At 42.2% G+C, this 14005-nt stretch carries 10 protein-coding genes; all 10 read right to left on the bottom strand.

What is annotated here, in order from left to right:
* Positions 1-56 precede the first annotated feature (56 nt).
* On the bottom strand, positions 57-1244 hold the full coding sequence (locus tag AC5YBZ_RS05220; protein ID WP_494543512.1) for a capsule polysaccharide biogenesis protein: 1188 nt from the start codon (positions 1242-1244) through the stop codon (positions 57-59).
* Positions 1245-1391: 147 nt separating this feature from the next.
* Complete coding sequence (locus AC5YBZ_RS05215; protein WP_494543511.1) at positions 1392-3527, bottom strand: capsule polysaccharide biogenesis protein; 2136 nt, start codon at positions 3525-3527, stop codon at positions 1392-1394.
* 221 nt (positions 3528-3748) lie between these two features.
* Entirely contained in the window at positions 3749-4774 is a 1026-nt protein-coding gene (locus AC5YBZ_RS05210) for a hypothetical protein (protein WP_494543510.1), read from the bottom strand.
* 1 nt (position 4775) lies between these two features.
* Complete coding sequence (locus AC5YBZ_RS05205; RefSeq protein ID WP_494543509.1) at positions 4776-5360, bottom strand: DEAD/DEAH box helicase family protein; 585 nt, start codon at positions 5358-5360, stop codon at positions 4776-4778.
* Between the two features lie 20 nt (positions 5361-5380).
* Positions 5381-7600: a glycosyltransferase family 2 protein gene (locus AC5YBZ_RS05200; RefSeq protein ID WP_494543508.1), complete on the bottom strand. Its 2220-nt coding sequence runs from the start codon at positions 7598-7600 to the stop codon at positions 5381-5383.
* Between the two features lie 112 nt (positions 7601-7712).
* Complete coding sequence (gene galU, locus AC5YBZ_RS05195) at positions 7713-8636, bottom strand: UTP--glucose-1-phosphate uridylyltransferase GalU (RefSeq protein ID WP_494543507.1); 924 nt, start codon at positions 8634-8636, stop codon at positions 7713-7715.
* Positions 8637-8732: 96 nt separating this feature from the next.
* Positions 8733-9323 carry a hypothetical protein gene (locus AC5YBZ_RS05190; RefSeq protein ID WP_494543506.1) on the bottom strand — a complete coding sequence of 197 codons (591 nt, stop codon included), beginning with the start codon at positions 9321-9323 and terminating at the stop codon, positions 8733-8735.
* A gap of 83 nt (positions 9324-9406) precedes the next feature.
* Positions 9407-10573, bottom strand: a complete 1167-nt coding sequence (locus AC5YBZ_RS05185; protein ID WP_494543505.1) for a nucleotide sugar dehydrogenase — start codon at positions 10571-10573, stop codon at positions 9407-9409.
* A gap of 121 nt (positions 10574-10694) precedes the next feature.
* On the bottom strand, positions 10695-12725 hold the full coding sequence (locus AC5YBZ_RS05180; RefSeq protein WP_494543504.1) for a glycosyltransferase: 2031 nt from the start codon (positions 12723-12725) through the stop codon (positions 10695-10697).
* A gap of 60 nt (positions 12726-12785) precedes the next feature.
* Positions 12786-14003: a DUF6395 domain-containing protein gene (locus AC5YBZ_RS05175; protein ID WP_494543503.1), complete on the bottom strand. Its 1218-nt coding sequence runs from the start codon at positions 14001-14003 to the stop codon at positions 12786-12788.
* Positions 14004-14005: the final 2 nt, after the last annotated feature.

Below are 14005 nucleotides of genomic sequence, written 5' to 3'. Positions count from 1 at the left end.
CTACTATGCATACAGATCAAATACAAGTTCAAGCTCGCTGCCTTTCCTAAAAATAGTTAAGATTGAGTGATTTTGCTAAATGCTGCTCCAATTAATTTTTGAGGACGCTTATAAAAATCTCCTGCCAGTTGCGTTTTTTCACAAAGGTCAGATCTAAAATGTGAAAATAAAACTGGCTCAACCTGGCTATTGCTTTGCCAAAAATTGTTTAAATCCCCCTGATAAGTTAACCCTTCAATATCGTACAAAGCCTTACCCAATACCTTGGTTGGCAAATGATGTAATAACGCTGAAATACCCACAGTACTATTTACAGTGACCACCCCCCTGGCATGGCAATAAACATCAGGAAGCGAAAAGTCATGCCCGTAAAGCACGCGTTCATTTATACCCAGTTCGTTTGTCAGTCTTTCAATTAACTCGCCATAATGTTCAAAACCCCGGTTTTGAGGATGATGTTTTATTAACAAGGCCTGCTCTTCACTGGCATACTTGGCAAAGGAGTGAAGTACCTCTTCAATCACCTGCTTTATAGAGCTGAAATGTGAATGCTCTCTCAGTTGAAAATCCACTTCAACTTGTAATGGAAGCAGGTAGATTTGCTGATCAAATCGGCGTACAAAATTTCGATATCGCGGAGGGTCAATTAATTTCGAAACCCACTTCTGAACCAGGCTTTTTGTCCAATAATAAGTTTCCTCTCTAAATGTCCATGGTCGGTGATGATGATAATGCGCAAAATGGCGTCGAAAAAGTGTTAAACCCGAATAGTAACAAAACGAAAACCACGCCCGACGAGCAAATGTAGGCCCCACACTATGGCCGCTCTTAAGCGCGTTAGGCTCACCATCACCACTGTACGAAAGCTCTTCAAACAAAGGAGAATTAGCATTACATCCCTCCTTTTCTAACGTAACAAAACCCGACCTAAAATAACCTTCTTCAAATGCCCAAAAGTTAATCCCTAATTCGGATGTCACTTGCCGTGCAACTTTATGATAAAAACGACAATCGCCATACACGACAACCGCATCAATTTGTTGCGCTATAACATATTGCGTTAAAAATGATGGCCAATCCTCAGGTGTACCATAATAATCAACGACATATTTAGCATCGGCATAATGTCTATCACCACCGTTAAAATTCATTTTATGGGTAACATAGCCCATAGAAGAAAAGTGACGCGCTAACAACTTAAAAAAGGGCCCCAGCGGCCCCTGTAGAAATAAAACTCGTTTCATATGAACATGTTACTCAGTACAAATTAGTACGTCGAAAAAGATAGGCTGTCGCAAACCGCACAAAAATTAACAGAAGAGCACTGACCGTTTTCAAGGGGGATGCTGAAGCGTATTTCACGCTCAGCGACAAGGGGCAAAACAGCCCAACTACAAACGATAAGCTTGGTAAAAGTAGCGGATTTTCCGATTTAATCGAGACCACCAAGCACTACTCAGTTGCTGCCCAGATAACCCTTTTCTCTCAAACTCAGCTCTTTCATCACACAGTATTTGGATGACTCGTTCAGGTGACGTTAACAAGCCTGTAGACCAATCAACATAACGTGAATAGCTAATTAAAGTGGCATACACCAGCTGGTTTAAACTGAGTTGGTTTTTACGCTCGGTGAACTCAAGCACGTCATCGGTTAGCCCCCAACCCGCATAAAATGGCGAGCCATAAGTTGTGACGGTTTTACCGCGTAATAACGCTTCAAAGCCGGTGAGCGACGTAATGGTACAAACGCGGTCACAAAGTGCAAGTACCGACACTATATCCACATCTGCCAAGTAAATATTGGCATAGTGACGCGCCGCACTCTCACCTAAAGCCCCTGGACGCACACCAGAGTAAAGATCAGGATGTTCTTTATAGATGATATAAGCATCAGGGTAATCTTGCCTCACCTGCTGCAACAACTGGAGGTTACTTTTCACTTTACCCCGACTGGATGCTATCGATTGATCTTGCTCGAATTGTCCCGGAACTAAAATAATTTCAGTGTGACGATGTAGGCCATGTTTATCGCCACTTCTCAGCGAGAGTATGTCTGCTAACACCGGGTTATTACTCGACTTCTGGCCTACATTGTACTTACTCAAAGCTCGCTCAACCAAAGTATTAGTGAGTAACTCAGCTCGCCGTGCTTGTGCGTTATTCAAGGTCACTCGATTAAGTAAATCGACAATATCAGAAGGTCCATCAGGCGCATAATACATACCTTGGCGATCGATGACTAAACAGGATGGACGGCGGAGATCGGCGCCAAGCCCAACCGAACGGACAAAGCCATCTTCCATAAACCACACAGGGCAATGCTGCTGTAATGTTTCGGCCCACTTAGCCTGACTTTTCCCCCACAACAATACCGCAGCCTTGGGTTCAGATTTAATTAATCGCTCTAACCTAGTGCAGCTTTTAATGTACACCACTCGCTTTGCCATTCGCCCAATAAAAGGCTTGATAAAAGCGCGTTTCCACAAAGAAAAATTAAAGGCATAGCAAACATCAACGACATGATCGGGCTCTTCAAGCTGCAACATCAACCAAGCTACCACCACCTCAACCTCACAGGCTAAAGAGGTTTCAGGGTCGAGGTATTTGGGATAAACAATCAACGCGGCAGCCACCAGTTGCGGCAAGGTAAGTGATATATTACGTCTATCACAGGCTTTTTTATCTAACGTCAATCCCCAACCCGCATAAAATGGCATGCCATAACAATGCACAGGTAAGCCATATAGCAAAGCTTCGAACCCCAATTGAGAGGTCACGGTATAAACCCGCTCAACTTTCGCCATTAACGCCTTGATGGCACAATCATCGCTTAGCAGCTTTACCCTAGGATGTTGACAAGCATCCCTATTAATAAAGCCCTGCTTTGTCCCTTTAATCACATCAGGGTGAGTCTTAACCACAATCATTTTGTCAGGATGACTCGCAAGCGCCTCGGTGATCATCTGCTTAAAACAGGCTGACGAGCCGCCACCTTGAACAACTGAGACATCGCCAACCGTTTGATCGACCACCAATATAATCGAGTTAGCCTCTTGGTTTGCTAACCAATCAGGAAGCACATTTCGTTGATGATTATATTTTGAAATACCATGCAGTGTTAATAAAGCCGTTAACTCGCAGGCACGCCGTTCAAACTCAGCGTTATACCAATCATCAACCGTCACACATAAGTGCTCTAAATCACTCGCTTTACGTGCATCATAATAAATGCCCCTGTCGTCCTGAATTAACGAGAACCTTGGAGACTTATCAGCAGGGTGACCAAGATAACTAATAAAGCCATCTTCGAGCCGCATATAATCTAAACAGTCATACCGCTCGGCAAAATGGCAGGCGTTTTTAGTATTGGTTTTATGTCCCCAGCCCACCACCTTATCTTCATTATGCGGCTTGCTGCGCCTATTAATTTTGACAAATGCGGAGGATTGAAAAAATTTTGCGATATTAGCATCATTTGCAATGCCATTAGATGTGGTCCAAATTTTACCAGTTGGCTTAAGGGTCATCGGGGTCTCTTGTCGAAATAATAGATGTAAAGCTAAGGTAAAGTGCTACGCCATATCGGAAGTTTTAACAATAGCGCTTACTCGCTCATGAATCAGCGTCAAGGGTTTTACAGGCAAGCGTATTGAGTTCAATGTAGAGGGCATAATGATGTTATTATTCCTCTTTAAGCTTCTATGAACGACTAATGGGGCACATTAGAAAATCATTTTCAATAAGGTGTTTATTGAGGCGTTACTGCAGCGCTTTGTAATTGCTCAATCAACATGGTTGAGTTATCAAAAATACGTTGCTTGTCGGCAAACATCACTTTGTCAAAAGCAGCTAACCAATCTTCAAGGGTATCCTTAGCAACAAACCCAGCTTGATACGACTCAATATTATCAGCATGGCTCACTCGGGTAGAGTAGATCCCAATAGCATTCTGACGTTGAATGTCTAACAGTTTACAATGGGATCTTGCTCTATTAAATGAAGAATCAAGTAGCGGTGCCAAGCCAATATCCATGGTTCTACTTTGTAATAACGCTTGGTAGTTTGGCCAACTCAAAGGATGGAGAATATTCACTCTTGGAATGTCCCGACAAGCTTTGTTTAACTGATGATTACCAATGAGTTCAAAATACGTGTTGTGATATTTCGCCTGAATGGTTTTAATGAGTTCGATGACAAACTCCCACTCTTTGGTATGGCTACTGCTACCGTGATAGAAGCAACGAAGCATCTGCTGGCGATTTACAGGCAATTGCAGTGGCGGTAATACCGAAGACGCAGGTAAATGGTAACGAGTGGCAAGATACGGTGTCGACACCCAAACCTGGCAGCATAAAACCTCCAACATAGGCGCGGCTTTTCGATACCAATTTGCCAACCGGTGCCGGTAATGTTTAGGCAAGGTCTTATCTTCATTAATGGCCGGTATATCATCATCGATAAACCATACAATATTTTTCGCTTGATGATTTTTGTGTAGTTTCCTTAATAATGCTAATGGCACATCCCTGACCAAAATCAGCAAAGCGTTTTCATCCATAAGACTTGGATGTGTCAGCCATTTATCATCACTGATATCAACTTCACAATAATCTGAAAACTCTTTTCGACGACTACGAAAATAAAAATCCATCGTCGGGCTCAGCGCATTACCAACCACAACAGTCTTTGGGCTGGCCACTCTACGGTCAACGGTTTTACAAGTAAACAGCGCACTTTTTGGCCTTGATAACCAGAATTTTAATTTATCAAGCATGTTAGCCCAGCCATTCTGTTAATGCTTTTGACGCCAGTTTGTTAGGTAACATCCCAAGCACAGAGCATCCAAACCGCTGCGCCGTTTCAACCTCATCGAGCCCATCGGTTTTAATCACTATCGCGGCTTTGTTGTAAATAGCCACTCTAGCTTTAGAAAACTGAGTCGTCATATATTGCTCATAAGAGACATCCAACTGACGCGCTTTTATAAAACGTTCAAAAACAATGGGAGGCTCTGATATTAGGCAAATCGAAGGGTACTCAGTGATCCACTGCATAGACTCTTTTGAATCTAAAAAACCAGTTCCAACATCAACAATCCAGTAGTCAGATTCACTTTTACCGCAATGTAATTCCAGCGCCATCAACCCATAATTTAAAAACCGCTCTCTGTCGTTATCTAAAACCTTAATTAATGCATTAAGATCATCTTTCTTCCCAATCAAGCTATCGTCTCTGGCGAACTGGTGCGCAATATTGTCCAGCACGACGCTTCTAACTGACTTCACCTGCTTGATAAATTGCTTTATTACAGTTGTTTTTCCGATTCCAGATGGGCCTAGCAATAAAATAATGTTATTCACGCAAACGTCTCGCCTTAAATTCAAACTTTGTAAGAAAAGTCTTCATGTTCAAGTGTTAAATTAGGATTATAACAAGGGTCATTTGTCAATTGACTCCCCCACTTTGTCTTCATAAAAGTGACTTCAGAAGAAAATCGTTGCTGTTTCTCTGGTGAATCTTCATAACCTCGACTGACTGATTCATGATGAATCAGCTCAGCAAAAGGCGTCCAAAGGTTTCGATACCCAGCTTCACGCACCTTGAGGCAAAAATCCACATCATTAAAAGCCACCTTTAGCAGTGGTTCAAGCCCACCCACCTCTATATATACCGATTTACGCACTAGCAACGCCGCTGCCGTAACCGCAGAAAAGTTCTGTACCAAACTTAACCGTGAATGATAACCATGATGGTGCGATCCAAAGTATTTGTGAGCATGACCAGCAACACCACCAATACCTAAAATCACTCCAGCATGTTGAATCCGCATATCGGGGTAATAGAGTTTGGCACCAACACACCCAATATCGGGTCGGCTAGCATGACAAACCATCTCCTCGAGCCATTCAGCATTGAGGACTTCAATATCATTATTAATTAAGCCAACAATGCTGCCCTTAGCGTGTTGAACCCCTAAATTATTAATATTTGAAAAATTAAACTCTTCATCAAAATCGATAATACGAGCACGATTTTTTTGCTTTAACAGCTCAAAATATTCAAGTGTTTGCACACATTGGGTCTGATTATTTAATACCAGTATTTCGTAATGGGGATAATGGGTCTTATTTATTATGCTAGAGATACATTTTTTTAGTAATTCATAACCATCTCTAGTAGGAATAATCAAACTCACCAATGGCTTAGGCTCAGGCACGGGCCAAGTGACTTTGTAGCTATTGTTTAAGTTATGGTAATTAACTTTTACCGGAATATTAGTGCCATTAAAATAATCTTTTAACGCTTTAAGTCCAGCCGAACTGGTATAGTCTTTTTCACCCGCACTTAACGCTGTTGAGCCTTGTACGGCTCGCCAATGATATAGAATATGAGGCACATGGATAATTTGCTTGTTACCTAATCGGGCAACGGCTCTTAAAATAAGATCATAATCCTGGCTCCCCTCCACTTTCTCCCTAAAACCTTCAATCGCGTGAACAAGCGAAGTTTTTAATACCGCTAAATGGGTGATGTAATTATGCGAATAAAATAGATCCCGATTCCAATCAGGCTTAAAGTGAGGCTGCCTCCGATTGCCCTGCTCGTCGATCTTATCTTCATCTGAGTAAAATAGTTCAGCATTTGGCGATTCATTAACCGCTTCAGCCATCATCAACAAGGCATGAGGAGCCAACATGTCATCGTGGTCTAATAAGGCAATATAATCTCCGTTAGCCAGCGCCAATGCGCTATTACTCGCAGCCGATATATGGCCATTCACCTCCCTTGCTTGCCAAACAATACGCTCATCCAACTCACTGTATTGCTGTAAAAGCGCCTTCACTTCAGGATTAGTTGAGGCATCGTCGGCAATACACAGCTGCCAATGGGGATAATGCTGGCCTAAAACTGAATCAATACACGCTTTAAGATACTCAATATTAGAGTTATAGCTGGCCATCACCACAGAAAATACTGGCTTAACGGTTAAGTTTGCCAGCATAGGTGTTATCGCCTTGGTTTCGGTAAACTGCGCCTCATGGCGTTCACGCCATTGCTGATAAGTCACACTGCTAACGGACTTATCAAAACAGTGGTTATAAGTCAGCAGCAAGTCGTCTTGTGATAAGGTCTCTATTGCCCCGAGACTACGCCTAGACTGTAATTTTTTTAGCATTAAACTTCGAGCACGGGCAGAAGTTAATTTAGTCAGAGAAAGCTTAGTAATACTGAACTTACAAGTAGACGATATGGGGTCGAAACGAAGTGATAATGGCCTACCATCAAAAAACATCACCCGCTTATTTAACTTACCACTCAATAAAGAGACACACAGCGCATCCGCTTCATCAATATCTTGACCATAATCAACATAAAATTTGGTGTCTAACCGACTAATATCAGCATCGACACAAAGGTTGAGCATATACCAGCCCTTTGGCATCGCACCTTTGCGTTTTAACTTAAAATAAGGGTCATCACCGGTAGATTGCCAATCATACTTTGAGTCTGGTTCTGCCACTTCTAGTTGTTGTTTAGGCAGCAACCTAAAGTTGATTTCTGGAGTAACCCAATTGAACACATGAGAAAAAATAGACATTAATCCTTTACTTACCTATAGATGTTACAGCCACTACAGCCTTAAAATATCGCAATCCAAAGCCGCGATTAGTCAACGCCACACACACACCGCGGCATAAATAACGCGCTAGCTAGCAACGGCTAGCAACGGCTAGCGACGCCGCTGGTGATAAACCAACGTGTTGGTTGTCAATAAACAGCCTGATGGCATCGGCGGTCTCTTTATGCTGTAAACCATATTCAATGTTGGCCAGCATCAAGCCCGCTTTATTACCACAGTCATGGCTTTTACCAACAATATGGTAGGCTTCCACTTTTTGTTGTTGCATTAAAGCTGCAATCGCATCCGTTAATTGAATTTCATCACCGGCCCCCGGTACCGTTTGTTCCAGCAATGGCCAAATCGCCTTATCTAACACGTAGCGCCCAACAACGGCTAAGTTAGACGGTGCTTCATCTACTGATGGTTTTTCTACCATCGCCGTCATCGCAATAGATTGAGCTGCATTAAGCGCAATCCCATTACAATCGACCACACCATAGCTAGAGACTTTATCCATAGGCACAGGCTCCACCATCACTTGGCTATACTCAGACTGTTTAAAGCGAGCCAACATCTGCGCTAAATTATCGGTTTTAAGGTTACTTTGGTATTGATCGATAATCACATCGGGTAATAACACAGTAAACGGCTCATCACCCACAACCGCCTTGGCACAAGCAATTGCATGGCCTAAGCCTTTAGCTTCGCCTTGGCGAACATGAATAATCGTGACATCGGCAGGGCAAATAGAGCGCACTTCATCCAACAACTGACGCTTAACACGTTTAATCAGGGTCGCTTCTAATTCAAAGCTAGTATCAAAATGGTTTTCGATGCTGTTTTTACTGGAATGGGTCACTAACACTATCTCCTTAATACCAGCGGCAATAGCTTCATGTACCACATATTGGATTAAGGGTTTATCTACGATAGGTAACATCTCTTTAGGCATTGCTTTTGTCGCAGGTAGCATACGCGTACCGAGCCCGGCAACAGGGATAATGGCTTTCATAAGTTCCTTAAATTAAGCTGTTTCGAGAGTGTAATATTGAGGCTTGACTCACTTATTATGGCGAGTGCATATAGCGCTAGTTTGCCGCAGACTGATTTATCTTGGGTCTAAAAAATATTGAATATTGTTTAATAAAAACTGACTGGAGATTTTTTTAGGGCGAATTTTAAATACCGCCATGCGCTCGCCAATAATCTTGCTCGGTTCAAATAATGTTTTCACTATGTGGTAGTGCTCCCGCTCGACAAAGTCATCAAACAACAGCGTGGTGGCCTTAGTTACATTGGCACAAGCCGTCAAAAAGCTCGCCACTCGAAAACGACCATCAATCAAAATAAGGTCGGGTGTCAGGTGGTGTTCATGACAGTAATGCCAAGGTTTTTGGGGGTAATCTGGCCATTGCTTAACACACTGCTCATCTACTGGGTAACCCCACGCCTTTGTGTTACCGATGTCGGCCCAAATAGGAATAATATCGCCAGGCAGATGCCGCTCTTTATAGGCTCCCATTAGCTCAATCAGCCACTTAGGATCGGTTTCAGTGGTAATAACCGTACTGCCAGCTTCTGCCGCCAACAAAGTTGAACCACCTGCACCATATTCTAAAATTAACTGATGTTTGGGATACACTTGGCGAATGTATTGGCAACACTCTTCGCTGAAGGTTAGCTCAAAATCTTTAAACATAATCGTTTCCTAAACTCACATTCGCAGACTCACGGTCAGTGGCAAGCAATGACGAGTCAATCGTCATTCACTTCAATGCAGACTTAATCGCTACCAAACAGATCGCGGGTGTACACTTTGTCAGCGACATCGGCAAGCTCTTCTGCCATGCGGTTTGACACAATCACATCCGACATGGCTTTAAAGGCATCTAAATCGGTGATCACTGCAGAGTGATAAAACTCTTTTGTATCGAGTTCAGGCTCAAACACCACCACTTCAATGCCCTTACCTTTGATGCGTTTCATAATGCCTTGAATGGCTGAAGCCCTAAAATTGTCTGAGCCAGACTTCATCACTAGGCGATAAATCCCCACCACTTTGGGGTGCTTATTGATTATCGAAAATGCGATATGGTCTTTACGTACCGTATTGGATGCAACAATAGAGCTAATCAAGGTATTGGGCACATCATCAAAATTAGCTCTTAGCTGCTTAGTGTCTTTGGGCAGACAATAACCGCCATAGCCAAAAGAGGGGTTGTTATAGTGGTCTCCAATGCGAGGATCCAACCCCACCCCTTCAATAATTTGCCGTGTATTGAGTCCGTGGCTTTCGGCATAAGTATCGAGCTCGTTAAAATAAGAAACTCGCATTGCCAGATAAGTATTAGAAAATAATTTAACCGCTTCAGCTTCCGTCGAGTCAGTAAATAGCATCTCGATATCTTGTTTAACCGCCCCTTGTGCCAGTAAGTTGGCAAACACTTTGGCACGTTCACTGCGCTCACCCACGATAATGCGTGACGGATGCAAATTGTCGTATAAGGCCTTACCTTCACGTAAAAACTCAGGTGAAAACAAAATATTGTTACAGCAAAGTTTCTGCTTAATACGCTTGGTATATCCCACTGGTACGGTCGATTTAATCACCATCACGGCTTGTGGATTGGTCGCCATCACATCGCGGATCACGGCTTCAACAGACGCAGTATTAAAAGTATTGGTTACCGAATCATAATCGGTTGGGGTCGCGATAATAACAAAATCGGCGCCTTGATAAGCACTTTGCCAATCTAATGTGGCAGTAAGGTTAAGCGCTTTTTCTTTTAAAAAAAGCTCAATCTCAGCATCCTGAATAGGTGAAATGCGGTCATTAATCATGTCCACTTTTTCAGGGATAATATCAACGGCAGTCACGTGATGGTGTTGTGCTAAAAGTACAGCATTAGACAGACCCACATAGCCTGTTCCAGCAATGGTAATGTTCATTAGATAACTTCTTAATTAAAGATGAGAATAAAGTCTTCCAAAAGGTATTTTGGAAAATGGTCTACTTTTTGTAAGGGCTTACAGAAACCGATTGATTAAATATGGCGTAATAATTGACGTGCTAGATAAGCGATAAATAGCTCGCAGATAATTGCTGTTTAAAGGGCGCATAACTAAATTGACGACAAGCCTTTTGCTGACCCGCTTGCCCTAACTCAAACATTAACTCAGGGTGTTGCGTTAAATAGTTCAGCCGCATAAGAATGCCTTTAATATCGCCAAAGTGAACCAAGTAGCCATTAATCGCATTATCAATAAGTTCAGGCAGTGCTCCCCAGCGATAACCAATAACGGGTTTACCCGCTAACATGCCCTCAGCAATCGTACGACCAAAAGACTCCTTAAAACGAGACAAACTAATAACCACATCCAGATGCACTAACGCTTCATCGGGTGAACCGCAATAATCGATAACACTCATATTATTAGGTTTATCAGTAAGCAGTGACTCAGTATGTTCGTTATTAGGGCCCACCAAATAAAAGTGTAAGGGCAAGTCAGACTCCGCCGCTAACTCGGCCAATTGCACAAACTCGGCAACCCCCTTTTTAGGTAAATTGCTGCTGATCATCCCGACCCGAATACACTCGCCCGCTGAAAAGTGCTTAAGCGGATATCGCCTGTCCAAGCTCACCATATTGTGTATAACGGTGCATTTTTTTAAACCAGTAAGATACTTCTGTGTACAAGCAGAATTGGCAATTAACAAACTGGCCTTCGACAGCAAGGTTTCACGAATATCGGTAACATCCTTAGCCATAGCGCTTTGGATAGCGGCATCAAACTCTGGCAATTCACGCACATGTAAAATGGTGCTAATACCTGCAGCCTCTGCTGCATATAGTGGCGCGCTATTAACCAAGCTATTGATATGCACTAAATCGATAGCAAAAACGGCCAATAACTGCTGGTAAGCCGCTAACGCAATATCCCAAACGTCATCAGCCTCATGCCAAGGAGATGGCAACAACACAATATCGCTGCAAAATGGCCTTAAACTCTCAATGTACTTACCGTCACCACGCTCGGGTAAAGTAACAACCAGTTTGTAACCCAAATCGGCAATCGCCTTAGCCAGATCCAGTAAACTGCGCTCGGCCCCAAAGCGCTGACGCCCAGCAGCATGACCACATAGCAATACCGTCTTGGTTGGTGGTGCAATCAGTTGATAACCCTTGATATGTGGCCAAGCCCTATCCCCCAGTTCGCAAACGGCTCTATCGATCAACTCGGGCACAGGAAATGGGCGCGTCTGAGGTGCATAAGGCATATACCAATCACCGCTATTGGCGCACTCCTTGTGCCAACTAAGTGCAGCGTCCATATACTCTTGCCGCACCCCGCCAAATTGCGTTTTCCAGTGAGTTTGCGGCTGCATGGTCAAGCTGTTTTCATGGCGTCGCCCCAACGCCAGCGGCACGCCTGGCATGACCTCAACAATACTGTCAGGGCCATAAGCCGCCAAAATACGATAGTAATATTCTGTATCGGCATTCACTGACACCCTGTCCCAAAAACCCAGCCTTTCAAACACTTCCCGGCGGATCATCAATGACGATACATTTCTGTGTACCACACTGCCATCGGGGCGAGTTTCAAACTGCATATCCGTTGTGCAACGCGCCCAATGGGACACACTCGCCATCGCTTGCGGATTATCCAATAAGGCCTTAACTTGCATTTCTAATTTTTGAGGATGAGACCAATCATCGGCATCGTGCACCGTAATAAAATCGCCAGTCGCATGCTTAAGGCCATAATTACGGGCGCCGTAAGCCCCTTGTTGACTATGAAGCTTGGATATGTGTAAATCGCCTATTTCAGATATGTCGAGACTATGGATTCCAGTAGTTTCATCCTGAACACCATCGTTAACAATTATCAACTCAACGTTTGAAACTGATTGCTTCAATAGTGAAAAAACCGCAGTTTTAATTGTTTCTTGACATTTGTATGCAGGAATTAATATAGATACTTTTTTACAAGAGAATAAATCATAATTAAAACCCAACGTTATATCATCAATTAGAACCTGTTTATAATAAAAATCTAAACTCTTAATTAAACAACTATTGCCGATGAAGTTTGACATTATAAATAATCACTAAAAGATAAAAATAAAGAATCAGCCTGATACTACCAGAAATAAAAATCAAGAAGTTTGATTCCAACCGCGCATTTGTAAAACCTCGCCTTCTGACATAACCCTAAAGTTATCATTCAATATATCATTAACCCTTTGTTTTAAATCATGCGGCATAAAATCTAGACTTTCAGGATTAAAACCCAAAGGAAAGGTATTGTCTTTAGGTAGGAAATCAAATCTATTCCCAACAAACTTAGGAACTACCCAACCTGCACTTATCATTGCAGCATAAATATGCCCCATATATAGTGGCCTACTGTTTATAACCGCATTAACCTGACCATTATCAAACTTATCAAAATCTATATCTTTACCTGTGATAAAGTTCTCAATACAACTTCTTCTAAAACATTTAGGGCAGATTTCACATGCATCACCATTATTTGCTGAACAATAGGAAATATCATCTTTAGACAATTTATTTAAACTGGCCTTCATGGTCAATATTTCAGAGCACCCCATTAAAGGCATAACTAAGGGAATACCTATATCCCAGAATAGTTGTTGCCAATAGTTACCTGAAGCCCCATGCCACTTTGAACAAGTATGCATATCAAAATATTTACTTCCACTTCCTAAAAAAGCAGCACCGAGTATTGTACCTGCATAAATATATTTAGATTTCCTTTGCCCTGCTTCTAATAATGCTGTAACAATAGAACCAACCCAAACATGCCAACCTCCAGGTTCTGAAATATATCTAGAATTTGTTTTAACTAAAGAACCCCGCCCCTTTAGCTCAAGCGTAGCTGTAATTTCATTTGCTTTATCATGAATAAGTACTCCATTTCTGAAAGATGCTTCATGGACCACAAAAGCATCAGGAAACAAAGCCCTAATCGCAGAACTATCCATCCCTCCACCGAAAGCCAAAACTTCACCATACTCGCCTTTATATCCTTCCAAGTTTGGGTCTATATTTGTAATTTCAACTATTTTATCTTTAGTAAATATTTCTCTGTTTATTGATTCAGCAATTTTACACGTCACGGGTTGCGGAAAAGTAACTTTTTTACCTATAAAAGGATAAAATATTGCAAGGCATGCAAGCGCTATTATATCAGGATGAACATCTTTGTATTCCTTATCAAAAAAAACTAAAGGATTTCTATTTCTTATACTAACGCCTGCGCCCTCAAGCCTATTAGAAACCAGAAGATCCTCATCTTCAAAAAACGCTTCAATAAAAGTACATCCACCTGAAAAATAATAACTAAACTTCATAA

The organism is Shewanella sp. 553, assembly GCF_059338375.1.
The sequence above is the reverse complement of the archived record's forward strand: the minus strand, read 5'-3'. Positions and strand labels throughout refer to the sequence as shown.

Excerpts from the sequence above, each read along its gene's own strand:
- AC5YBZ_RS05180 (WP_494543504.1), bottom strand. The coding sequence starts at position 12,725 with ATGTCAAACTTCATCGGCAATAGTTGTTTAATTAAGAGTTTAGATTTT.
- AC5YBZ_RS05215 (WP_494543511.1), bottom strand. The coding sequence starts at position 3,527 with ATGACCCTTAAGCCAACTGGTAAAATTTGGACCACATCTAATGGCATT.
- AC5YBZ_RS05185 (WP_494543505.1), bottom strand. The coding sequence starts at position 10,573 with ATGAACATTACCATTGCTGGAACAGGCTATGTGGGTCTGTCTAATGCT.
- AC5YBZ_RS05210 (WP_494543510.1), bottom strand. The coding sequence starts at position 4,774 with ATGCTTGATAAATTAAAATTCTGGTTATCAAGGCCAAAAAGTGCGCTG.
- AC5YBZ_RS05190 (WP_494543506.1), bottom strand. The coding sequence starts at position 9,323 with ATGTTTAAAGATTTTGAGCTAACCTTCAGCGAAGAGTGTTGCCAATAC.
- galU (WP_494543507.1), bottom strand. The coding sequence starts at position 8,636 with ATGAAAGCCATTATCCCTGTTGCCGGGCTCGGTACGCGTATGCTACCT.
- AC5YBZ_RS05220 (WP_494543512.1), bottom strand. The coding sequence starts at position 1,244 with ATGAAACGAGTTTTATTTCTACAGGGGCCGCTGGGGCCCTTTTTTAAG.
- AC5YBZ_RS05175 (WP_494543503.1), bottom strand. The coding sequence starts at position 14,003 with ATGAAGTTTAGTTATTATTTTTCAGGTGGATGTACTTTTATTGAAGCG.
- AC5YBZ_RS05200 (WP_494543508.1), bottom strand. The coding sequence starts at position 7,600 with ATGTCTATTTTTTCTCATGTGTTCAATTGGGTTACTCCAGAAATCAAC.